Here is a 23234-nt window from a genome sequence, read left to right on the forward strand (position 1 = left end):
CGCAGAATGACCAGACGGCCACGTTGTCCCAGCATGACGGCAGAGAGGTGAGACGAGATGGCCCGAGTGGGTGAAGGCGCCGATCTGCTTAAGTGCTCGTTCTGTGGCAAGAGCCAGAAGCAGGTCGTCAAGCTCATCGCAGGACCCGGTGTGTACATCTGCGACGAGTGCATCGACCTGTGCAACGAGATCATCGAAGAGGAGCTCGCGGAGGCGAATGAGCTCGGGCTGGTGGACCTGCCCAAGCCGCGCGAGATCTTTGACTTCCTTGAGGAGTACATCATCGGCCAGGACCCGGCGAAGAAGTCGCTGGCGGTCGCCGTCTATAACCACTACAAGCGAGTCCAGGCCGGTCCGGCCGCTGCTTCCACCACCGGCGAGGACGCCGATGTCGAACTCGCCAAGTCAAACATCCTGCTGATCGGTCCCACCGGCTGCGGGAAGACGTACCTGGCACAGACCCTCGCCAGGATGTTGAACGTCCCGTTCGCCATCGCCGACGCCACGGCGCTCACCGAGGCCGGCTATGTGGGTGAGGATGTGGAGAACATCCTGCTCAAGCTCATCCAGGCCGCGGACTTCGACGTGAAGAAGGCCGAGACCGGGATCATCTACATCGACGAGATCGACAAGATCGCCCGGAAGAGTGAGAACCCGTCGATCACCCGGGATGTCTCCGGTGAAGGGGTGCAGCAGGCGCTGCTGAAGATCCTCGAGGGCACTCAGGCTTCCGTGCCGCCGCAGGGCGGGCGCAAGCACCCGCATCAGGAGTTCATCACGATCGACACCACGAACGTGCTGTTCATCGTGGCCGGTGCGTTCGCCGGGCTGGACGAGATCATCTCCTCGCGTGCGGGGCGCCGTGGCATCGGCTTCGGTGCACCGCTCAAGGAGGCTGAGCAGGCCGATGTGATCGAGGACGTGATGCCGGAGGATCTGCTGAAGTTCGGGCTGATCCCGGAGTTCATCGGACGACTGCCCGTGCTCACCACTGTCTCCCCGTTGGACGCACCCGCGCTGGTGCGGATCCTCACGGAGCCGAAGAACGCGCTGATCAAGCAGTACGAGCGGATGTTCGAGATCGACGGCGTCGAGCTGGAGTTCACTGACGATGCCGTGGAGGCCGTGGCCGACCAGGCGATCCTGCGCGGTACCGGGGCTCGTGGCCTGCGGGCGATCATGGAGGAAGTCCTCCAGCCGGTGATGTTCGATGTGCCTAGCCGCGAGGACATCGCGCGGGTGGTCATCACCCGTGAGGTAGTGCTGGAGAACGTGAACCCGACACTGGTTCCGCGCGAGGCTCCCCGGAACAAGCGGACGCCTCGGGAGAAGAGCGCCTGACCAGGTAGCGGATGCCCGCCCGCTGTAGCAGGGTGGGAGAGACCAAGCACCCGAACAGGAAGCGATGGTCTGCCGTGCACGTTCCCGTACCTGATCTGCCGGCGGATGCGCCGGTGCTGACCGTGATCCTCGACGCGACCTCAGGCGCCGACTCCCGCGACACGACGGTGCTGCACCGGTGGTCGGACCTGCGCCGTGCGCTCACCCCGGAAGGGGTCGACGCCGTCCCGTCAGTGGATTGCGACGCCGTCACCGAGGCTCTGGGCGTCCCGGTCCACGTGCGTGGTGAGTTCGGCCGCGTCCTCGTCGCCGCCGGTGGTGAGGTGGTCCTGGACCGCCTCCTCCCGGAGCCGCCCCGGGCGGATCGCGCTGTGGTCAGCGACCGTCCGCATGCCTTCGCGCTCGCGAGGGCCGCCGATGCCACGGTGCGGTACCTGCTGGTCACCGTGGACCGAGCCGGTGCGGACTTCGCTCTCTACGACGCGCCGGCCGGGCTGACCGGTGAGGTGGAGGAGTCCCGGACGGTGGAGGGTGGGCACGACGCTCTGACCAAGCCGAACCTGGGTCCGCTCGGTCACAAGCGCATCGACAACCGCGCCGAGGACTCGTGGGAGCGCAACGCCGAGGCGGTGGCCACCGAACTGGAACGGATCTACACCGCACGCGGCCCGGAGCTGGTGCTGCTGACCGGCGACCTGCGCGCAGTGGCGTTGGTGCGGGAAGAGCTCGGCCGGCCGGTACGCGAGAAGGTGGTGGAGATCTCCGGTGGCGGGCGAGCCGAGGGGGTGAACGCTCGGGCTCTGCGGGACCAGGTCGCGGCGGCGCAGACCGAGCTGCGCAGCCGCCGCCGCACGTCGACCGTGGAGAAGTTCCGCCAGGAAGCCGGCCGGGACGGGGCTGCAGTATCCGGTGCCGAGGCAGTGCTGGACGTGCTGCGCAAGGGGCAGGTGGCGGAGTTGATGCTGGCACCGGACGTTGCCGGGCCGCCGAGCCGGCTCGCGAAGCGGTCGTTGTGGATCGGTCCCGGGTCGTTGGAGCTGGCACGCGATGCCGAGGACCTGCACAGCCTCGGTGTGCAGAACCCTCGCGAGGTCCGAGCCGACCTTGCCATCGGCCGAGCGGTGCTGGAACAGGGCGCCGGGATCACCATTGCCGAGGAGATGGACGCCGTACCGGACGGCGTCGGCGCGCTGCTCCGGTGGCACGACTCCGGCACGCCCGGAGAGCACGCTCTCGCTGGGAGTGCAGACAGCCGGCGGGTCTAGACCACCCGCACGATGGTCGCGGCTTCGGCGGCCAGCAGACGATGCAGGTCGGTCAGGAACATCTCTGCGACAGCCCGCTGTGGTTCGGTGGGCGTCTGCCGGAACTCATAGCGGGCAGCGACGACTCCACAGGCAGCCCAGAGGTTCGGTGCGGTGAGAGCACGGACAGAGACCTCCGCCGTCAGCGGAGAGAGAGCACGGTCGAGTTGCCCCGGCCACTGGATCGACTCCCCGCGCGGGACGTCGGTGCTGGTGCCACGGAGCCGTAGGTGAGAGCGCAGACGGTGCCGGTGGCAGAACGTGGCAGCCTCCTCGGTGGTCAGCCGCACGCGGGCGAGCAGGCCGGCCCGCAGCAGGGAGGCGATCCATGGCTCCGGTTCGGCCACCTGCAGCGCCCGGGCTGCCGTGGTGGTCTCCTCCGGACCCCAGGGCCGCGCCCCGGCCGTCGCAGTGTCCGCACGAGTACTGTGCGCCGCCTGCCAGACCCGGTACTCCTGCTCGCCGACGTGGTGCTGGTCGATGCCATCATCGATCCGGGCGGTTGCCCACTCCGGCATCTTCCCTCCCCCCTGGACCACCGAGCCGATGGGCAGCAGCAGCTCGGGCCTCGGCTCCCAGCCCGGGAACGTCGTCTCGGCGTGATTGTCCTCATGGGTGTCCGTCGGGGCAGTGGAGGCAGGCGTGAGATGGCGGAGCACCACGCTCAGATCCCGGATCTCGGGGTCGTCGCCGAGCGTCGCGATGGCGCCGTCGTGGAAGTTGACCGCGTTGGCGTCGAGCTGGTGCATCTGCTCGGCGGGACCGTAGTTCAGGAAGCCCAGGGTTCGCCCATCGGCGGTGACGTGCTCAGCGTTGCTCAACGTGTGGTTCGTCCACACGGCCCACGCCGGGTCGAATGCTCCGACGAGCACGCGCAGCAGCGCCTGGGCGGTGGCAGCGCTGCGTAGCGTGTTACTGCGACGGGGTGGATAGACGGCGCAGGTGCTGATCGCCCGGTCGTTGACCTGACCGGCGGAGACCTTGACTTGCAGCCCTGGCACCCCGACCGCGTTGAGGTACAGCAGATAGCCAGCCGCCTCGATGTGCACGGGCGGCTTCTGGGAGTCCTTGATCGCACCCGCGGTCACGAACTTGGCTAAGCCGGCGACATCGTCGCCAGCGACCACAGTCTTCGGCCGCTGCCGCTTCCAGCCGTTGATCGCCGGCTCGTGTTCGCTGATCGCGCTGAGCAGCACGGAGAGGCGCGTCGCGATCTCCTCCGGCGTCCAAGGCCGGGCCGGCCAGGCACCGGCCAGGGCCAGACCGTGCGGATCGAGGAGCAGGACTGCGGACATGTGCACCCTTCATCAGACCTGTGTCAGCCTATTGGGCGTCCACCGGATGATCGCCGGCGGCGCGGCCCGATCGGTGTCACCTAGGATCTCCCCATGACTGAGGGAACCGACCGCGGTGTACCTGCCGAGCTGCTTCGGATGCGGGGCAGCATCGACAACATCGACGCCGCGCTCATCCATCTGCTCGCCGAGCGGTTCAAGTGCACCCAGCTGGTGGGGCGGCTGAAGGCGGAGGAGGGGCTCCCGCCGTCGGACCCGGCGCGGGAGGAACGCCAGATCGCGCGCCTGCGCGTGCTGGCCGAGGAGTCGGGGCTCGACCCGGTGTTCGCGGAGAAGTTCCTCGCGTTCATCGTCGCTGAGGTGATCCGCCACCACGAGGACATCGCGACGACCAGGAACGCTCAGTCGGGGCGTATCGACGGCGAGCAGCGGGGCGCTCAGCGGGTCGATGGCGAGTAGCGACGCGCTCAGCGGGTCGACGGCGAGCAGCGACGCGCGCGGCGGGTCGATGGCGAGTAGCGACGCGCGCGGCGGGTCGACGGTACCGTCAGCCTGCGGGCCTGCGGGCCTGCGGGCCTGCGGGCCTGCGGGCCTGCGCGCCTGCGGGTCCAGGTGCGATGACGGTCACTGGTGCCGGCACCGCGGTGAGTCCTACCAGCCCGCCACCCAGACACGCCGAATGCCCCGCACGTGGCACGCGCGGGGTCCGGGGCGGGAGGGTCAGAACGGGGGCGGGTCGCCCGGTGACTCCGGTGTCACCCGTTCGGTGCTGGCCGTCTCCAGATCTCTCGGAGCAGCGCCGGCGACAGACGGCACTGCCCACGGTGGCGGCTCGACGAGCTCCTTCGCGGCGGCATGCGCACAGACTTCCCCGACGGCTGGGACACGGAACGTTCCGCGGCCGTCCACCAGGTAGCGGTCACCGGCCGATGAGTACCAAAGGTAGGTGCCCGGCGTGACCATCACGTATGACCAGCCAGCATGGGTCTTCGCCCGGTGATGCCGCCGACACAACGGCGCCAGGTTGCACCCGCAGGTGGGCCCGCCCTCGTCGAACGGCACGATGTGGTCCAGATCGGCCCGTCGCGAGCTCCGCGTGCAGGACGGGAACACGCACTGCGCGTCCCGGACAGTCACCTGGGTACGCATCGAGGCGGGAACCTCGTACTTCTCGACCGGGTGGTGCCCGGCCAGATCGATCACTGGGAGCACAGTCACGCGGGCCCCGGGGCTTGCGCACCAGCGGCGAATCTGTTCCGCCGACACTGGTGTTCGGGTGTTCGCACAGCGACCGAGGCCGCCGAGCCCGCCGAGCCCGCCGAGCCCGCCGAGCCCGCCGAGCCCGCCGAGCCCGCCGAGCGGGGTCAGTTCCTCCGCATTCAGGTGCAGGATGAGCTGCATCCGACGGCCGGCAGGCTCCACCGGCGGGCTCGGCAGCACCGTCTCGCCACCTGGCCCACCCGAGGCATCCGGGTCATCGGCGAGCGCGCTAGGGATATCCGGCGCACCGCTTGCCGCGTGCTGGGAAGCGGGGTCGCCTGCGGGGGCGACGCCGCTGCCGGTCGCCTCACCGGCCGGGATCGGCAGTGACTGATCTTGCCGAGCGATCTCGCCCAGTGCCCGGGCCCGCCGCACGTCGAGGCCCTCCTCGGAGCCGCAGGTGCGCAACTGGGCAGCTCTGGCAGCCACTGCCGCATCCAGATCCAGGGCATCGGCAGTGTCGAGCAGCCCATCGACAGGCACGACACCGTCGGAACCGGGCCGTTGCGGATCTGCCAGGTCGCCGAAGTGGAACGTGAAGTGCTGCCCATCCGCGGCCAGGCGGCGCTCGGCCTCAGCCGCCTCGGGGTCGAACCGGTGCAGCGCCGCGGAGACCGCCCGCCGCACCTGCGCGCCAGAGCACGACCCGATCACCGGTGCGAGCTGGGCATCCACCCACGCTGCGCCGTCGGCGGGAAGGCGCATGGTGCTCCGGGCGACCTCCCGTGCCCGCCACAACCGCACCTCGCCACACCGGACCCGCTCCCACAGACACGGCAGCCGGAAGCCGAGTTCGGTCACCTCGCCCACGTACCCGCGCGCCGCGTCCAGAGACATGGACAGGGTGGTCGCGAGCTCACAGAAAGCCAGGTCCCACACCATCGGTGCTCCCGGGCCGGCGAGACGCATCGGCGCCTGGAGCCCGGGCAGGGCGGGCCGGACCACCCCCTCGTCGAGCTCGATCACCTGCTCGGCCAGGGTGCTGTCGGATGCGGTGAGGCGCTCAGCGATGCGATGCCCGCGTACCCAGTCGGTCACCAGGCTCGCCGCTTCGACCTCCCAAGCGGTCGTCGCCTCACGTGCGGCAACCAGCGAGCGCAGCACACCCTCCTTGGGCCCGCGGCGCAGCGGCGGCTGCGGGGCGGGTGCCGGGAGTGCTGTGGTCGTCATGAGTCCACTCAACCATCGACCACTGACACGCGAGATCGTGCCGGGGAGGGCTGTGGACAACCTGGCAACAGTGATCGGAGCACCTGCCTACGGTGCGTACCGGTGGGTGCCCCCGTGGTCTCAGTGGGTACTCGTGGTCGCCGCCTGCGGCCTCGATAGAACCCGTGGTCGCCTCGGGGCGGTCTGGGGCCGTAGATTGAGCGGAAGTCCAACGATCGACGACCTGGAGAGTGCCCGCATGCTTCCACTGACCCTCGGCTACAAGGCCTCTGCTGAACAGTTCGGCCCGCGTGAGCTCGTCGAGCTCGGCGTGGCAGCGGAGGCGCACGGGATGGAGTCAGCGGCTATCTCGGATCACTTCCAGCCGTGGCGGCACACCGGCGGGCACGCGCCGTTCTCGCTGGCGTGGCTGGCGGCCGTGGGGGAGCGGACCTCGACGATCCGTCTCGGCACCTCGGTGATGACCCCCACGTTCCGGTACAACCCGGCCGTGCTGGCGCAGGCCTTCGCCACTCTCGGTGTGCTCTACCCGGGCCGGATGATGCTCGGCGTCGGCTCCGGAGAAGCACTGAACGAGATCGCCACCGGGTACGCCGGTGCCGGTGAGCAGACCTGGCCGGAGTTCAAGGAGCGGTTCGCGCGGCTGCGTGAGGCAGTCCGGCTGATGCGGGAACTATGGGCCGGTGAGCGGGTCAGCTTCGAGGGCGAGTACTACTCCACCCACGAGGCGAGTATCTACGACCGGCCCGACGGCGGTGTGCCCGTCTACATCGCCGCCGGCGGCCCGATGGTCGCCCGGTATGCGGGCCGTGCCGGAGACGGGTTCATCTGCACCTCCGGGAAGGGGATGGACCTCTACACCGAGAAGCTGCTGCCCGCAGTGGCCGAGGGTGCGGCCAAGGCCGAGCGGGACGCCGAGAACATCGACCGGATGATCGAGATCAAGATCTCCTACGACACCGACCCGGACCTGGCGCGGGAGAACTGCCGGTTCTGGTCGCCGCTGTCCCTGTCCGCGGAGCAGAAGCACTCCATCAACGACCCGGTGGAGATGGAGCGGGCCGCGGACGCCCTGCCGATCGAGGAGATCGCGCAGCGGTGGATCGTCGCTTCCGACCCCGACGATGCCGTGGAGCAGGTGCTCGCCTACCGGCGCGCCGGCTTCAACCACCTGGTCTTCCATTCCCCCGGGCACGATCAGCGCCGGTTCCTGGAGCTGTTCCAGCGCGACCTTGCGCCGCGGCTGCGCGACGCCGGCTGAGCGGGGATCATCCGCACTGGCACCCCGCCAGTGGAGGGCCTTAGCCGGCCGCCCCCACGGTCAGCACGATCTTCCCGGTTGCCTGCCCGCTCTCACAGCGGCGGTGCGCCTCTGCGGCCTCGGACCAGTCCAGCTCACCGTCGATCAACAGCTCCAGCTCACCAGCGGCAACGAGGTCGGCCACCTCGGCCATCGTGTCCCAGGACCGACCCTCGGACCCGCTGGTGACCACCGCCTCGGTGCTGCCGGAGAAGTCCGCGATGGTGACCACCTTGCCCGCATCCCCGACCAGCTCGACCAACTCGCCCGCGGAACCGTGACCAGCCAGGTCCGCTGCGCCGTCGACGTGGGAAGCCAGTGCGCGCACCCGCTCGACCAGCCCCGGGCCGTACGGGACCGGGGTAGCACCCAGCCGGCGGACCAGCTCCTGCTTACCGGCCGAGGCGGTGCCGATCACTGCGAGCCCGCGGCGTAGCGCCAGCTGCACCAGGATCGTGCCGACCCCGCCGGAGGCGCCGTCGACCACCAGCACCGACCCGGGCTGATCAGGGAGCAGGCCGAGCACCCGGCCGGCCGTCTCGGCCACTGTCGGCAACGCGGCTGCCTGGGTCAGGCTCAGACCGTCGGGAACCGGGGCCCAGGAACTGAGCACGGCGCGCTCGGCGAGCACGGCGGACCCGGCACCGAACACCCGGTCGCCGACCTGCACCCCGGTCACCTCCGGTCCCACCTGGTCCACCACGCCAGCGGCGTCCAGCCCGGTGCCCCGGGGCTTCCGTAGCGGCCCGGAGGCCATCGCCCCGGAACGCAGCTTGACGTCCATCCGGTTCACCGAGGCCGCGCCGACGGCGATCCGCACCTGCCCAGGTCCGGCCTCCGGGGTCGGGGCGTCGGTGATCCGGAGCACGTCCGGGTTGCCGTATTCGTGGTATCGCACTGCACGCATGCGGCCAGTATGCCGGGTGCATCGAGCCGGGGCAGCGGCCTATACTGACACGGTGCGGACAAGTGCGAGCCCAGAAGCAGCGCGGACCGGGTGGACCGACCGGGAGTTCATGCCGAAGCTGATGCACGTGTTCCTGCGCGTCGGCCGCCTGATGCTGTTGGCCGGAGCCGGCATGCTCGCCCTGGGCGGGATCCTGACGATGCTGTGGCCCGGCGTGATCGCGAACTCCCTGCTGGTCTGGATCGGCCCGCAGATCACGATCGTCGGGGCCTTGAGCTATGGCTACGCCCGATCAGAGGTGGCCAAGCACCACCGCAGCTGAGACCGAGCCGCCCGCCAGCGGCCCTACTTCTTCTTCGGCGGCGGGGGGAGCAGCTCGCCGGCCACCTGCACACCGTCGGCGCCATCGGCCGCAGCACTCAGCGTCAGCTCGCCGGCCACCCGGCCGGCGGCCCGGAGGTCGCCCAACACCGACTGCACCGCAGCATGGTTGGCCTCCGCGAGCGCGAGCTCGGCCGAAGCAAACTCGGTCCGTTGGGACACCTTCGCCTCCGACTTCACCTTCCGCAACGCAGCCAGCGCGGAGCCGGCCGTCGAGACCAAGGAGGGATCGCCGTCGCCGGCAGCGGTGCGCAGCACCTGCGGGGTGGGCCAGGCGGCGCGGTGCACCGAACCTTCCCGCCACCAGGTCCAGACCTCCTCAGTGGCGAACGGCAGCACCGGGGCGAGTAGCCGCAGCAGCACGTCCAGCGCCAGCCAGAGCGCCGCTCGCGCGGACTCGGTGGCCGCCAGGGAGAACATCTCGTTGCCGTATGCGCGGTCCTTGACCAGCTCCAGGTAGTCGTCGCAGAAGGTCCAGAAGAAGGACTCGGTGATCTCCAGCGCACGGGCGTGGTCGTAGCTCTCGTAGCCGGCGGTCGCAGTGTCCACCACAGTGGCGAGCTGGGCGAGGATGGCCCGGTCGATCGGCTCGGTGACCGCCTCGGGGCGCAACGTGACCTGCTCGTCGCCGGCGAAGGAGAGCGCGAACTTGCTCGCGTTCAGCAGCTTGATCGCCAGCCGGCGGCCGATCTTCATCTGCCCCTCGTCGAAGGCGGTATCCCCACCGAGGCGCGCCGAGGCTGCCCAGTAGCGCACCGAGTCCGAGCCGTGCTGCTGCAACAGACCGAGCGGGGTGACCACATTGCCCTTGGACTTGGACATCTTCTTCCGGTCCGGGTCCAGGATCCAGCCGGAGATCGCGGCATGGCGCCACGGCAGCGAGTCGTGTTCGGCGTTCGCCCGCACCACAGTGGAGAACAGCCAGGTGCGGATGATGTCGTGACCCTGGGGCCGCACGTCGTAGGGGAAGACCCGGGAGAAGAAGTCCTCGTCGCGCTCCCACCGCCCGGCCAGCTGCGGGGTGAGCGAGGACGTCGCCCAGGTGTCCAGGACGTCCGGGTCGCCGATGAAGCCGCCGGGCTCGCCGCGCTGAGACTCGGTGTACCCCGCGGGCACATCGGTGGCCGGATCCACCGGCAGCAGGTCCCCGGTGGGCACCAGCGGCTCGTCGTAGATCACTTCGCCCGTCTGGTCCAGGCGGTACCAGAGCGGGAACGGCACGCCGAAGAACCGCTGCCGGGAGAGCAGCCAGTCGCCGGTGAGGCCGTCCACCCAGTTCTCGTACCGGGACTGCATGTACTCCGGGTGCCAGGACAGCTCGCGGCCCCGCTCCACGAGCTTCGTCCGCAGCTCCGCGTCCCGGCCACCGTTGCGGGCATACCACTGCCGGGAGGAGACGATCTCCAGCGGCTTCTCACCGCGCTCGTAGAACTTCACCGGGTGGCTGATCTTCCGGGGCTCGCCGTGCAGGTCACCGGAGGCGGTGAGCAGCTCGACCATCTTCTTCTGCGCGGAGAACACGGTCAGCCCGACCAGCTGCTCGTAGGCGGCCAGTCCCTGAGCAGAGGTGATCGCCGCCGGTGGCTCGGCGAGGATGCGGCCGTCGCGGCCGAGGATCGTCCGGGTGGGCAGGTTGAGCTCGCGCCACCAGGTGACGTCGGTGGTGTCGCCGAAGGTGCAGATCATCGCGATCCCGGCACCTTTCTCCGGGTCGGCCAGCGGATGCGCCAGCACCGGCACCTGCACTCCGAACACCGGGGAGGTGACCTCACGGCCGAACATCGGCTGGTAGCGCTCGTCGTCCGGGTGCGCCACCAGCGCCACACACGCGGCGAGCAGCTCCGGGCGGGTGGTCTCGATGTACACCGGTGTGGTGCCGTCGTGGAAGGAGATCCGGTGGTAGGAGCCGTCCCGCTCCCGGTCCTCCAGCTCGGCCTGTGCCACGGCGGTCTGGAACGTCACGTCCCAGAGGGTGGGGGCCTCGATCTGGTAGGCCTCACCCCGGGCGAGCTGACGCAGGAACGCCCGCTGGGAGGTCTGCTGGGAGGTGGGGCTGATCGTCTGGTAGGTCTGTGCCCAGTCCACGCTCAAGCCCAGGTAACGGAACACCTGCTCGAAGCTCTTCTCGTCCTCGGCGGCGAGGGTGAGGCACAGTTCGACGAAGTTCTGCCGGGAGACCGGGGTGGGCCGGTGGTTCTTCGGCACGTCCCCGGCGAACGGCGGGGCGAAGTCCACCTGGTAGGGCAGCGAGGTATCCACCTGCACGCCGTAGTAGTTCTGCACTCGGCGTTCGGTGGGCAGGCCGTTGTCGTCCCAGCCCATCGGGTAGAACACCTCCGCCCCGCGCATCCGCTGGTAGCGGGCCAGGCAGTCGGTGTGCGTGTAGGAGAACACGTGGCCGATGTGCAGCGACCCGGACGCGGTGGGCGGGGGAGTGTCGATGGAGAACACGTCTGCCCGCTCGGCGCTGCGGTCGAAGGCGTAGGTGCCCTGCTCGCCCCAGGCGGTGGCCCAGCGGTCCTCGAGCCCGTCCAGCGACGGCCGGTCCGGTACCTGGGCGACCGGGCGGATCGGCTCGGTCGGCAGGTGCGGGTTCGGCGGTGTGGTCGCTGCATCAGTCATGAGCCTGATCATCCCAGAAACCCGGGCCTGGCCAGAAATCCGATCATGGTCAGTGCGGGCTCAGCACCGGAATGCCCGCATCGGTGACGGCGTCGCGCACACGCAAGCGGAGAGCAGTTGCTTCGCGTCGGGCAGCAGGGCCGGGCGTGCTCTGGTCACGACGCGGATGGTCTCGATCCTTAGCACTACTCCCGCACCGCCCCTTCAAGCATGCCGCGGATGAAGTGTCGTTGCAGGAACAGGTAGACGATCACCACCGGCAGCGCCACCAGCACCGCGGCCGCGGCGAGCAGCGAGGTGGCCTGCACGTGCTGCCCCTGGAACAGCGCGAGTGCCAGTGGTGCGGTGCGGTAGGCGCCGTTCGGGCTCATCACCAGCGGGATGAGGAACTCGTTCCAGGTCCACATGAACACCAGCACGGTCATCGTGATGATCGCCGGCCGGCCCAGCGGCACCAGGATGGACCAGAGCACCCGGCGTTCGCTGGCACCGTCCAGCTGGGCCGCCTCCATCAGCGATCGTGGTGCGGTGCGGAAGTACGCGCGCATCCAGTACGTGCCGAAGGCGATGGACTGCGCCATCTGCGGGAACGCCACCGCCCAGAGCGTGTTCGTCATTCCGAGGGTGCGCAGGTCGTAGAACAACGGCACCACGATCGCCTCGGTGGGCACCATGATTCCCACCAGGATCAGGGGGAAGGCTACGCCCGAGCCACGGAAGTTCATCGTGCCGAACGCGTACCCGGCCAGGATCGACGCCACCAGCGCGACAGCGAGCACTGTGCCGGAGACCAGCAGGGAGGTGCGCAGGTAGCGGGCGAAGTTGCCCTCGCTCCACGCCTGCGCATAGTTGCCCAGCGCCACGCCGGACTCGCCGAGCGGCGGCTGCACCGAGGTGAACAGCACCACCGCGATCGGGGCGAGGGCGAACGCGGCCACCACGATCAGCAGCAGATAGTTCATCGCAGTCTCGAACCGGGAGACGATCATCGCGACTCCTTCGGCTCGACGATCCGGTTGATCACCAGGTTGATCGCGAAGATCAGCACGGTCAGCGTGATCGCCACCGCTGCCGCCGAACCCACCTGCCCGGTGCGGAACGCGCGCTGGAACACCTCGTAGGCGGGCACAGTGGTGGAGTTGCCCGGTCCGCCGGCGGTGGTCACGTAGACCAGATCGAACGTCTTCAGTGCGGCCACCACGGTCAGCGTCAGCGCCACGGCGATCTCCCCGCGGATGCTCGGCAGGGTGAGTGCGAAGAACTCCCGCACCGCACCGGCACCGTCCAGCCGGACCGCCTCGTACTGTTCGGTCGGCACCCTGGACATCCCGGCGAGCATCAGCACGGTGACCAGCCCGGTCTGCACCCAGGTGCCGACCAGGCCCACTGCCGGCAAGGTCCAGGTGTAGTCGCCCAGCCAGGCGCGGGTCAGCTGGTCCAGCCCGACGGCGGTCAGTGCGGCGTTCAGGGGACCGTCCGGTGCGTAGATGGCCCGCCAGGCCACTGCCACCACGACCATCGCCAGCACCTGCGGCACGAACACCACGGTCCGGAACAGGCCGAGGCCACGCACGCGGGCCCGGTTCAGTACCGCGGCCACCGCCAGGCCGATCACCAGCGGCAGCAGCGCGAAGAACGCGATCAGCACCAGCGCATGCCCGAACGCTGCCCGCAGGCCGGGGTCGGAGACCAGGTCGGCGTAGTTGGCCAGACCCACGAACGTGGACGTGCCCAGCCCGTCCCACTCGAACAGGGAGAACTGGGCCGAGCGCACGAGCGGGTAGAGCAGGAACGCCCCGTAGACCACGAGCGCGGGCGCCAGGTACAACCACGGCCGCCACCACCGCGCGCGCCTCCGGCCCGGGCGTTCACGCGTGCTGGGCTGGGCCGCGGTCATCTCAGCCGCCCGAGGTGAACGCGCTGTAGTCGTCCTCCAGCATCTGCATCGCCTCCTCGGGCGTGGACTCCGCCGCGATCAGGTTCTGCAGGGCAGCTCCCAGGGTGTCGCCCATCGTGGGGGTCGCCCAGTCCAGGTAGGGCAGCAGGTTGCCGTTCTCGGTGACCTCGCCGAAGGCGGCGTAGATGTCGGCGTTCACCCCGGAGGCGGGAGCCAGGTCGGCGGTGCGGTTGACCGGCATGTTCCCGGTGTCGGCGAGCACCTCCATCGCCTCGTCGCTGGTGATGAAGTCCACGTAGCCGGCGGCGGCGTCCGCGTTCGGGCTCTGCTCGGTGACGGCGAACGGCAACCCGGTGCCTCCGGTGGTGGACAGTGTGCCGTCGGCCGCCGCGGGCACGTAGAAGCCGAGGTCGTCACCCATCGCCTCCTGCAGGTCCGCGGCCAGCCAGGACCCGCCGATCAGGAACACGCCGTCCCCGGAGGCGAAGTTGGACCAGGCGGCGTCGTAGTCGGTGCCGTTCGGCCCGTCGTTGAAGTAGCCGCTGGCGGACCAGTCGGCCAGCTCGGTGGCGGCGGCGATGTTCTCCTCGCTGGTCCAGGACGCACCGGCGTTGCCCATACCGAGGGCGCGGATCGCCTCGGCCGGGGTGTGCTGGGCCTGGATCGGGCCGAACACGTGCCCGGCCGGCCAGCCTTCGATGTTGCCAAGCTGGATCGGGGTCAGGCCCTCCTCGGCCGCCCGGCCGAGGACATCCCGGAAGGTGTCGAAGTCGCCCTCGAGCAGCTCGTCCTCTCCTCCCACCTGTTCGAGCGCGGAGCGGGAGTAGAACACCCCGACCACCTCGCCGACCTGCGGCAGGCCGTACAGGTTGCCCTCGCCGAACGTGACACCATCCTCGGAGTAGCGGGAGACGGCGAGCACATCGGCGGAGAATCGGTCGGCCCAGCTGTACGCCTCGGCGTAGGGCTCGAGGTTGAGCAGCAGCCCGGCGGAGACGAACGCGCCCATCGTGCCGCGGCCGTTGTTCGCCTGCACCACGTCCGGTGCCTCGTTGCCGGTCAGTGCCCCGCGCAGCGTGGTCTCCAGATCGTCGAAGGACTGGGAGTTCCGTTCGATGGTGATGTTCGGGTACTCCTCCATGAACGCCTCGTTCAAGCGCTGCATCTGCTCGTCCTGCCCGCCGCGGACCTCCTGGTCCCAGACCGTCAGAGTGACCTCACCGAGGGAGGCCAGGTCGGTGCTCACCTCGCTGGCTTCGGCCGGAGTGGTCTCCTCCTCACCGGTACCGCTGCCGGGGGCGCAGGCGGCGAGCAGGCCGGCAGCGGTGGCCAGTGCTGCGGCCGCGGCCAGAGAGCGTCGTGAGATCATGGCTGTCCTTCTTCCTGGGTGGGTGCCTCCGGCGGAGTGGCCGCGGCGAGTCCGGCGTCGGAGATCCGGGCGATGGTGGCCTCGGCGCGGCGCACCCGGCGGGTGGCCATACCGGTGAGCAGGTCGTCGACGAATGCGTAGTCGCGCGCGGTGATCGCGGCCTCCGGGTCGGTGGCTGCGCTGCGGAGCACCTGGCGGCGCCAGTCGGCGATGTCGCCCCAGCCCGGGGCAGCCAGCGAGCCGCCGAATTGTTGGACCGCGAGGCTGGAGCACAGTACGGCGAACCGGAGCCGTTGCTCCAACGGCCAGCCGCGCAGCGTGCCGAGCACCAGGGCGGCGGCGAACACGTCCCCGGCACCGGTCGCATCCACCAGGTCGGTGCGCAGCGAGGGCACCCGGGCGCGCTGCCCGGTGCTGCGCTCGACCGCCAGCGCCCCTCCGCTGCCGCAGGTGACGACCGCGAGCGGGACGTGCTCGGCGAGGGTTTCTACTGCCTCTTCGGGGGAGGAGGTGCGGGTGTAGCCCATCGCTTCGTCGGCGTTCGGGGTGAACGCGTCGCAGTGCCTCAGGTCGTCGAGGATCTGCCGGTCCCACGCCTGCTCCGGGTCCCAGCCGGCGTCGGCGAAGATCAGCGCACCCGCCTCACGCGCTCGGCGCCACCAGGGGGCTGCGCGCAGCTCCGGATCGCCGAGGTCCACCAGCACGGCCCCGGTCCGCGGCGGATCAGCGATCAGATCGGCGACCGGCTCGGGGGTGCGGTGCCCGTGGGTGACCATGCTCCGGTCATCCTCCAGGGCCAGCGAGACGGTGACCGGCGTGTGCCAGGCATGGAACTGGCGGGAGTAGCTCAGGTCGACGTGCTCCTGGTCGGCGAGCACCTGCCACATCCAGTCCCCGTACAGGTCGTCGGCGAACCCCGCTGCCAGCCCGGTGCGCAGCCCCAGACGAGAGCAGGCGACGGCTAGATTGGCGATACCACCGGGGGAGGAGCCCATCCCCGTGGTCCACACTTCGGTGCCCGGAGCAGGGGGATGGGCGAAGCCGGTGAAGATCAGGTCGAAGAACACGGTCCCGGTCAGCAGGACGTCCATCGACGGCGCGGACGCAGGCGGCGGTACGGGCGGGTGAGCGGAGGCGGTCATAGTGATTCCTGAGTGTGCCACGCGGCCGGTGTCGGAGCCATGAGCCCTGCCGCTAGTAGGCTGCCCGGCATGGTGCAGATCGGCTTCGCAGCGGCGTTGGAGCATCTGCACCCCCGGCAGGCGGTCGAGCTTGCCGAGCGCGCCGAAGCCCACGGCTTCTCCGGAGTCGCGGCCTCGGACGTGATGGCGCCCTGGGTGCCCGCCCAGGGGCAGGCCTCGTTCGTGTGGAACGTGCTCACCGCGATCGCCGAGCGCACCACCGGAGACGTCGGTCCCGCTGTGGCAGTACCGACCTTCCGCTGGCATCCGGCGGTCCTCGCGCAGGCCAGTGCCACGCTGGCAGCGATGTACCCGGGCCGGCACTGGTTGGGTATCGGTGCCGGAGAGGCGATCAACGAGCACTCGGTGGCACCGTACTGGCCGGAGGCCCCGGAGCGGATCAACCGGATGTTCGAGGCGATCGAGATCATCACCAAGCTGCTGGCCAACTCCGCTGCCGGGAAGGACACCAAGCACTCCGGGAAGTATTTCAAGATGGAGTCCACCCGGCTCTGGACCATGCCGGCGGCGCCGCCGCCGATCCTGGTCGGCACCGCCGGACCGGTCACCGCCCGCCGCGCGGGTCGGCATACCGACGGCATCCTCTCCCTCGGCGGGCCGAGCGAGAAGGTGGCCGCCCTGTTCGATCGGGTCCGCCAGGGTGCGCGGGAGGGCGGCAAGGATCCCGACGCCACCCATCGGGTGGTCCAGCTGCACTCCTCCTGGGCGCCGACCGACGCCCAGGCACTGGAGAACACGCTGCGCACCTGGCCCAACGGCGCGCTCCGGTTCGCCAAGGCGGACCTGCGCTCCCCGTTCGAGGTGGCCCAGATCGCCCGGATGATCCGCCCCGCGGACGCCCGCGCCGCGATGGTGATCTCCGCAGATCCGGCCGACCACCTGGCCGAGATCCAGCGCTACGTGGACCTCGGCGCCACCGCCATCTACCTGCACAACACCGGCCCGAACCAGGCCGAGTGGATCGAGAAATTCGGAACCGACGTCCTTCCCCAGGTGGTGCACTGATGTTGCTTGCCCAAGCTCCCGACGGCCTCGGCGAGGTCACCTCGAGTACTGACCTCGCCGCCGTCCTGACCCCGCTGCTCGGCGGACTGACCTGGCCTCAGGGGCCGGGCGGCGTCACCGACGGCGACATCGTGGTGGTGGCCTCCAAAGTGGTCGCCAAGGCCGAAGGCCGGCTGCGCGCCGCGACCAGCCGCGAGGAGGCGATCGACGCCGAGACGGTGCGCGTCGTAGCCACCCGTAGCTATCCGGACGGGTCCACGCTGAAGATCGTGGAGAACCGGCAGGGTCTGGTGATGGCCGCCGCCGGGGTCGACGCCTCGAACGTGCACCCGGGCACCGTGCTGCTGCTGCCCGAGGACTCCGATGACTCCGCCCGACGGTTGCGCCGCGGGCTGTCCGCCCGGCTGGGCGTTCGGCCCGCTGTGCTGGTCACCGACACGGTCGGCCGGCCCTGGCGGCGCGGGATCGCCGATATCGGTATCGGTGCCGCCGGACTGCAGGTCCTGCAGGATCTGCGCGGGCAGCGCGACCAGCACGGCCGCGAGCTGGCCGCCACGATCGTCAACGCGGCCGATGAGATCGCCGCCGCCGCCGATCTGGTCCGCGGCAAGACCGATGGCCGCCCGGTCGCCGTGGTGCGCGGGCTCGGCCACCTGGTCACTCACGAGGACGGCGACGGTGCTGCCTCGGTGATCCGACCTGCCGAGGAGGACATGTTCCGCACCGGCAGCTGAGCCGCGCCGTGCACCGCGAGGGTGGCCTCAGTGTCTAGATTCAGCGGATTCTCGACATCGAGCCCACCCTCGTGGTCCGGGAAAGACTCACATCAGCGGGCCGAACGGTTTGATCAGGTACTCCAGCACCCGGGTGAACCAGCCGCGGGCGTTCCACTGCTCCAGAGTCAGCTCGGTGCAATTGGTCAGGTCGGTGGCGAACACCCGCTCCATGTGCTCGGCCAGGCCGTCGTCGTAGAACTCCAAGTTCACCTCGAAGTTCCCAGTCATGGACATCCGGTCGATGTTCGCAGTGCCGATCGTGGACCAGCGCCCGTCCACGGTCATCGTCTTCGCGTGCACCATCGCGTCCCGGAACAACCAGAGGGTGACCCCGGCCTCGAGCAGGCGCGAGTAGTAGGACCGGGCCGCCCAGTCCGCGAGCACGTGGTTGGACACCCTGGGCACCAGCACCCGCACGTCCACGCCGCGTCTTGCCGCGGCGATCAGGGTGTCCAGGATCTCCCGGTCCGGGATGAAGTAGGCCTGGGTGATGTACACGTGGTCCTCGGCCCGGTCGATCGCCTCCAGGTACAGCCCGCGCACGGGGAACAGCAGCCGGCTCGGTGCGTTCTCCGCCGCTCGGATCCGTGGCTCCCACGCCCGCGAGCCGGTGTCCGGCAGCTTCGGGTGCTTGCGCCGCCGGTGATCGTTCCAGAAGTCCACGAACGCGTCCTCGAGCTCCCAGACCGAGGGCCCGGCGACCCGCACGTGGGTATCGCGCCACATCGTGGCGTACAGCGAGCCGATGTTGTACCCACCGACGTACCCGACCTCGGAGTCCACCACGAGGATCTTGCGGTGGTCCCGCCCGGTCTTGCGCGGGTTCATCGTGACCAGCCCGGGGCGGATCAGCGGGAACCAGAGCGCATGCAGGGTGGGCAGGTCCGGCATCCGCTTGAACCGGGGGTCGACCACCAGGTTTCCCCAGGTGTCCACGGCGATGTACACCTCCACCCCGCGCTTGGCCGCGGTGATCAGCTCGTCCTTGAAGATCTGCCCGATCTCGTCCGACTTCCAGATGAAGGTCTCGAAGTAGATCGTCTCCTTCGCTTCCCGGATGGAGGCGAGCATCGCGTCGTAGACGTGCTGGCCGAAGGTGAACACGGTCACCTCGGAGCCGGCCACCGGCAGTGTCCGCGGCGGCGTGCGCGGGAACTCGCCGCCGGGCGGGTAGCGCCGCTTCCGCATCCGGTCCACGGTGACGACCGTGGCGATCCCCGCTCCGTGTGCCGCCACCGCTGCGATCACCCACCAGCGCGCCGCGCGTTGGACTCGCCGCAGTACTCCGGACCAGTTGACCATGGGTGCCAACGTACCGTGCACTGGCCGACGCGGGATCCGCCGCAGGTCGGAGCCGGAGTCACTCCAAAGGGGCAAACGTCAGGGTCGGTCCGTACCGTCCGGGCACCCACTCCGCTGCCACGCCGTACACCTCGGCGATCAGGTCTGGGGTGAGCACGTCCTGCGGTGCGCCGGTGGCCACCACCAGTCCGCGTTCCAGCACTACCACCTGGTCGCACACCCGCGCCGCGTGGTTCAGGTCGTGCAATGCCATCAGTACCCCGGTGCCGGCGTCGGCCACTTCCTGCACCACGGAGAGCATGGCCAGCTGGGCCGCGATGTCCAGGTGGTTGGTCGGCTCGTCCAGGAGCAGCAGCTGTGGCTCCTGGGCGAGTGCCCGGGCGAGCTGCACCCGCTGCCGTTCGCCTCCGGAGAGGGTGGCGAAGTTGCGGTCGGCGAGCTCGGCAGCGCCCGCGCGGTGCAGGCAGGCGTCGGCCAGCTCGGTGTCGGTTGTGCTCTCTGCCCCGAACATCCCCTGGTGCGGGATGCGGCCGAGCAGCACCACGTCCCGGGCGGTCAGCGGGATATCGGTGCGGGCGTCCTGCTCCACCAGGGCCAGCACCCGGGCGCGCCGGCGCCGGCTCATCCCGGCCAGGTCCGCGCCGTCAAGCCGCAGCTGCCCGGCCGACGGCGAGAGCGCCCCGACGATCAGCCGCAGCAGCGTGGACTTGCCGGACCCGTTCGGTCCGATCACCCCGGTCACCTCGCCGCTGCGCAGCCGCAGGTCCACGCCGCCGAGCAGCGTCGCCGACTCCACCCGGTAGGTCAGGTCCTCGCCGGTCAGCTCGGTCACCGTCAGCTGCGCGACGGCGGAGGTGTGCGTGCTCATGATCTGTTCCGGTTGCGCATCAGCAGCCAGGCGAACACGGGTGCGCCGATCGCCGCGGTGAGGATCCCCACCGGAACCTCCGAGGGCGCGAAGAACGAACGTGCCCCGGTATCGGCCCAGAGCAGGAACACCGCACCGACCACAGCGGCCACCGGCAGCAGCCGGGAGTGCCGGGCGCCGAGCAGCAGTCGCACCACGTGCGGCACCACCAGGCCGATGAACCCGATCGAGCCACTCACCGCCACCATCGCGCCCACCAGCAGCGCCGTCAGGGTGAGCAGCAGCCACCGGGTACCGCTCACGTGCACACCGAGCGAGGCGGCAGCGGTGTCGCCGAAGGTGAACGCATCCAGTGTGCGTGCTCGCGCCAGCAGCACTGTGCCGATCACCACCAGCGCCCCCACGGCGATCGCGACCGAGCTCCAGGTGGCACCGGCCACCGACCCCATCAGCCAGTTGATGATCTCCCGGTAGGAGTCGCCCTGAGCGCTGGCCACGATCGCGAACGAGACCAGCGCCGAAGCGCCCTGCGCCACGGCGATCCCGGCCAGGATGGTCCGCGAGGGGGTGAGCCGCCCGCCGATTCCCGCCAGCGCCAGGGTCGCCCCGAGTGCCAGCAGCGCTCCGACGAACGCGGCCAGTGGAAGCGCCACGGCGAACCCGAGCAGCAGCACCGCCACCGCGCCCAGCGCCGCACCGGAGGAGACTCCGAGCAGGTACGGATCGGCGAGCGGGTTCCGGGTGATCGCCTGCATCACGGCACCGGACAGCGCGAGCCCGGCACCCACCGCCGCCGCGGTGAACAGCCGCGGCGCCCTACCCTGCCAGACGATCGCATCCCGGATCCGGGAGAGCGGGTTGGTGCCGGGGTCCAGGAAGCCCAGACCGTGCTCGGCCAGCCAGGTGAGCAGATGGTGCCGGGCACTACCGAGCACCTCGGCCGGGGTGATCCCGGCCGGGCCGATGGTCAGCGCCACCAGCCCGGAGACGATCAGCAGCCCGGTCGCCAGCAGCAGCCACGGAGCGAGCCGCGGTGCTCGGCCGGCACGCGGCACCGGCGCGGCCTGCGCCGCTGCGGTGGGTGCGAGCTCGGTCCGGGTCATCGGGCTCGCTCAGCTCTGCCCGGTCAGGTCGGCGAGCTGGTCGGCCAGGTCGACGGCGGCGGGTGCGCTGCGTACTCCGGCTTCGCTGGCGGGGAACGGCAGCACCAGGTAGCGCTCGTCGATCACCGCGTCCATCGTCGAGGTCACCGGGGAGGATTCGAGCACCTCGATCTTGTGCTCGGCGGTGTTCCACGCCGAGTCCACCAGCACGATCACGTCCGGGTTCTGCGCAGCGATCGCCTCCCAGGACCCCGATGCCCAGGACTCCTCGACGTCGGCCATGATGTTCTGCAGCCCGACGGTCTCCAGCAACAGCTGTGGCGCCCCGATCCCACCGCCGACGTACGGGATGTCCGAACCGGAGGAGTACCACAGTGCGGTCAGGTCCTCGCTGGAGGGCTGCACCTGAGCCAGGGCATCCCGCTGCTCGGCCACCAGGGCCTCGGCCCCCTCCGGTGCGCCGAGCAGGTCCCCGGCTTCGAGAATGTCATCGAAGATGTGCTGATACGTCAGCGGGTTCGGCTGGTAGTCCTCTTCCAGGCAGGCGGCCGGGTTCACGTAGGTGGCGATGCCCAGCTCGGTCAGCTCGCTGCGCTCCCCGGCCGAGTCGGCGGAGAAGTTGGACTCCCAGCCGGCGAGCACGAAGTCGGGTTCAGCGGCGAGCACCACTTCCGAGGACGGCGCGCGCTCGGCGAGCACCGGAACCTCACCCCCCGCTTCGGCCAGGTCGTCCGGGAGTGGGCCGTCGGCAAACGCGGTGCCGACCAGCCGGTCCGCCAGACCGAGAGCCAACACCAGCTCGGTGGAGGTGGACTTGATGGTCACGATCCGCTGCGGGGGAGCATCGACGGTGACCTCGGTACCGCAGTTGTCCACGGTCAGCGGGTAGCCGCCGGTGTCTGCGGAGGCGGCACCACCGGAGGAGGTGACGTCCTCCTCGTCCGGCGAGGCTCCGCCGTCGGCGGTCGAGCAGGCGGTGACGGTGAGGAACGCGAGCACAGCGGCAGCGATCGGGGCACGACGGGGCACGGGCAGAACTCCAGCACAGCAGGAAGCGATGGTGGGTGCGGGACCATCCGGCCAGATCCGGCCGGTCGTGCCCGGGGCACATCAGCCCCAGGGTGTCCGTGCGACGAAGTCTAACCTGCCGGCGCGCTCGACGGCCGTCTGCAGCGCGGATCGGTACCGGAGGCGCATATCGCGGCGCTGCAGATACGCCAATCGCACTGCAGACGCCCGTTCGATGCGGCTCAGCCGCCGGCGTGGGTCAGAGGCTGTCGCACACCGCGCCCCAGTTCGTGTGGCCCCACCAGGCCTTGTGCCAGAACGCTGCGGAGAAGTGGTCGTAGCCGGCGTGGTAGACCGAGCGGCTGTAGGTGGTGCCGCTGTAGAAAGTGCCGGACCGGGTGCCGAGCGTGCTGCCGGTACCGCAACCGGAGGAGCTGGACCGCTCGTAGACCCGCAGGAATCCTTGGGTGGACCCGCCGCCGCGGTAGGTGTAAGAAGCCACCACGTAGCTCCCGGAGCGGTTCAGGCAGATCGTGCTCGGTCCGCTGATGGACCGGCAGGCACTCGCCACGGTGGCGTTCGCGGAGAGCTGCTGCGCCTCGGGGGAGGAGGTGCAGTCCTCTTCTCGGTCGACCATCGGCACCTCGAGCTCGGCGGGTGCTCCGGCGAAGGTGCCCTCTGGCACAGTGGTGCTCACAATGTCGACCGAGATCAGCTCACACCCGCGGGTGGCGGAATCCGCGGCCCAGTCCGTGCTGCGTGCCTCGGCGAACAGGTCGCTGGACCAGTCCTGCCACTCGGTGGCGCTGGCGTTCGTTCCCGGTGTCGACGGCTCGTCCGTCGGGGCGTCGCGGCCCGGTGTGGCGAGTGCTTGTGCGGCCCCGACGGTCAGGAGCATGGAGGTCAGTGCCGCTACGGTGACCGTGCGTGCCCGGCGCCGCCGTGAGGCCTGCGGTGCCGGGAGCGACGGCGCCGAACTCGCGCTGTGGCGGATGTGCTGCTGGTCTGGAGTCATCATCGTCGATCCCTCTCCCCACCGGCTCTCGGCGGCCGGCACTGCGTCCGATGCAGTGATGCTCTCAGAAAACTCGTCTGTAATCATCTCGGGGGTGCCGGACATATCT

The 23234-nt window shown here is 70.0% G+C and carries 20 protein-coding genes; 7 read left to right on the forward strand and 13 right to left on the reverse strand.

Annotation, left to right across the window (positions count from 1 at the left end; translation table 11 throughout):
- Positions 1-57 precede the first annotated feature (57 nt).
- Together clpX and FU260_RS07130 are read left to right on the forward strand one after the other, a co-directional pair.
- Positions 58-1341: an ATP-dependent Clp protease ATP-binding subunit ClpX gene (gene clpX / locus FU260_RS07125; protein ID WP_147916430.1), complete on the forward strand. Its 1284-nt coding sequence runs from the start codon at positions 58-60 to the stop codon at positions 1339-1341.
- A 74-nt stretch (positions 1342-1415) separates the two neighbouring features.
- Positions 1416-2606, forward strand: coding sequence for a baeRF2 domain-containing protein (locus FU260_RS07130; protein WP_147916431.1), 1191 nt, complete (start codon positions 1416-1418; stop codon positions 2604-2606).
- On the opposite strand, the gene FU260_RS07135 is transcribed toward FU260_RS07130, so the two are convergent.
- A complete protein-coding gene (locus FU260_RS07135; RefSeq protein ID WP_147916432.1) occupies positions 2603-3940 on the reverse strand; it encodes a hypothetical protein in 1338 nt (445 codons plus the stop codon). The genes FU260_RS07130 and FU260_RS07135 overlap by 4 nt on opposite strands.
- Positions 3941-4033: 93 nt before the next feature.
- Here FU260_RS07135 and FU260_RS07140 point away from each other — a divergent pair, with 93 nt between their 5' ends.
- On the forward strand, positions 4034-4399 hold the full coding sequence (locus FU260_RS07140; protein WP_147916433.1) for a chorismate mutase: 366 nt from the start codon (positions 4034-4036) through the stop codon (positions 4397-4399).
- Positions 4400-4660: 261 nt separating this feature from the next.
- Here the strand turns inward: FU260_RS07140 and FU260_RS23530 are convergent, their stop codons facing one another.
- Positions 4661-6370 carry an HNH endonuclease signature motif containing protein gene (locus tag FU260_RS23530; RefSeq protein ID WP_168211579.1) on the reverse strand — a complete coding sequence of 570 codons (1710 nt, stop codon included), beginning with the start codon at positions 6368-6370 and terminating at the stop codon, positions 4661-4663.
- 238 nt (positions 6371-6608) lie between these two features.
- Between FU260_RS23530 and fgd the strand changes: the two genes are divergently transcribed.
- Positions 6609-7631, forward strand: coding sequence for a glucose-6-phosphate dehydrogenase (coenzyme-F420) (gene fgd, locus FU260_RS07155; RefSeq protein WP_147916436.1), 1023 nt, complete (start codon positions 6609-6611; stop codon positions 7629-7631).
- A gap of 40 nt (positions 7632-7671) precedes the next feature.
- Here the strand turns inward: fgd and FU260_RS07160 are convergent, their stop codons facing one another.
- Positions 7672-8577 carry an NADP-dependent oxidoreductase gene (locus tag FU260_RS07160; protein WP_147916437.1) on the reverse strand — a complete coding sequence of 302 codons (906 nt, stop codon included), beginning with the start codon at positions 8575-8577 and terminating at the stop codon, positions 7672-7674.
- Between the two features lie 52 nt (positions 8578-8629).
- On the opposite strand from FU260_RS07160, the gene FU260_RS07165 reads away from it, so the two are divergent.
- On the forward strand, positions 8630-8899 hold the full coding sequence (locus FU260_RS07165; protein ID WP_147916438.1) for a hypothetical protein: 270 nt from the start codon (positions 8630-8632) through the stop codon (positions 8897-8899).
- Positions 8900-8922: 23 nt separating this feature from the next.
- Here the strand turns inward: FU260_RS07165 and valS are convergent, their stop codons facing one another.
- The 5 genes from valS to FU260_RS07190 all read right to left on the reverse strand — a co-directional run bounded on the left by valS (position 8923) and on the right by FU260_RS07190 (position 15988).
- Positions 8923-11580, reverse strand: a complete 2658-nt coding sequence (gene valS / locus FU260_RS07170; RefSeq protein WP_147916439.1) for a valine--tRNA ligase — start codon at positions 11578-11580, stop codon at positions 8923-8925.
- A 185-nt stretch (positions 11581-11765) separates the two neighbouring features.
- Positions 11766-12569 carry a carbohydrate ABC transporter permease gene (locus FU260_RS07175; protein ID WP_147916440.1) on the reverse strand — a complete coding sequence of 268 codons (804 nt, stop codon included), beginning with the start codon at positions 12567-12569 and terminating at the stop codon, positions 11766-11768.
- Positions 12566-13477 (reverse strand): carbohydrate ABC transporter permease, encoded by a 912-nt coding sequence (locus tag FU260_RS07180; RefSeq protein ID WP_147916441.1) that lies wholly within the window; start codon positions 13475-13477, stop codon positions 12566-12568. The genes FU260_RS07175 and FU260_RS07180 overlap by 4 nt, the downstream gene beginning before the upstream one ends.
- A 1-nt stretch (position 13478) precedes the next feature.
- Positions 13479-14846, reverse strand: coding sequence for an extracellular solute-binding protein (locus tag FU260_RS07185; RefSeq protein WP_147916442.1), 1368 nt, complete (start codon positions 14844-14846; stop codon positions 13479-13481).
- Positions 14843-15988, reverse strand: coding sequence for a carbohydrate kinase family protein (locus tag FU260_RS07190; RefSeq protein ID WP_147916443.1), 1146 nt, complete (start codon positions 15986-15988; stop codon positions 14843-14845). The genes FU260_RS07185 and FU260_RS07190 overlap by 4 nt, the downstream gene beginning before the upstream one ends.
- Positions 15989-16057: 69 nt before the next feature.
- Here FU260_RS07190 and FU260_RS07195 point away from each other — a divergent pair, with 69 nt between their 5' ends.
- Together FU260_RS07195 and cofE are read left to right on the forward strand one after the other, a co-directional pair.
- Positions 16058-17053 (forward strand): TIGR03557 family F420-dependent LLM class oxidoreductase, encoded by a 996-nt coding sequence (locus tag FU260_RS07195; RefSeq protein ID WP_235912229.1) that lies wholly within the window; start codon positions 16058-16060, stop codon positions 17051-17053.
- Positions 17053-17787, forward strand: a complete 735-nt coding sequence (gene cofE / locus FU260_RS07200; protein ID WP_147916445.1) for a coenzyme F420-0:L-glutamate ligase — start codon at positions 17053-17055, stop codon at positions 17785-17787. Before FU260_RS07195 ends, cofE begins: the two co-directional genes overlap by 1 nt.
- Before the next feature lie 87 nt (positions 17788-17874).
- Here the strand turns inward: cofE and FU260_RS07205 are convergent, their stop codons facing one another.
- From FU260_RS07205 to FU260_RS07225, 5 genes are all read right to left on the reverse strand, one after another.
- Entirely contained in the window at positions 17875-19131 is a 1257-nt protein-coding gene (locus tag FU260_RS07205) for a phospholipase D-like domain-containing protein (protein WP_147916446.1), read from the reverse strand.
- A 58-nt stretch (positions 19132-19189) separates the two neighbouring features.
- Positions 19190-19999, reverse strand: coding sequence for an ABC transporter ATP-binding protein (locus FU260_RS07210; RefSeq protein WP_147916447.1), 810 nt, complete (start codon positions 19997-19999; stop codon positions 19190-19192).
- Positions 19996-21102, reverse strand: coding sequence for a putative F420-0 ABC transporter permease subunit (locus FU260_RS07215; protein ID WP_147916448.1), 1107 nt, complete (start codon positions 21100-21102; stop codon positions 19996-19998). The genes FU260_RS07210 and FU260_RS07215 overlap by 4 nt, the downstream gene beginning before the upstream one ends.
- A 9-nt stretch (positions 21103-21111) precedes the next feature.
- Complete coding sequence (locus tag FU260_RS07220) at positions 21112-22131, reverse strand: putative F420-0 ABC transporter substrate-binding protein (RefSeq protein WP_147916449.1); 1020 nt, start codon at positions 22129-22131, stop codon at positions 21112-21114.
- Between the two features lie 238 nt (positions 22132-22369).
- On the reverse strand, positions 22370-23128 hold the full coding sequence (locus FU260_RS07225; protein ID WP_147916450.1) for a hypothetical protein: 759 nt from the start codon (positions 23126-23128) through the stop codon (positions 22370-22372).
- Positions 23129-23234: the final 106 nt, after the last annotated feature.

Source organism: Ruania zhangjianzhongii, from assembly GCF_008000995.1.
GTDB classification, from domain to species: domain Bacteria; phylum Actinomycetota; class Actinomycetes; order Actinomycetales; family Beutenbergiaceae; genus Ruania; species Ruania zhangjianzhongii.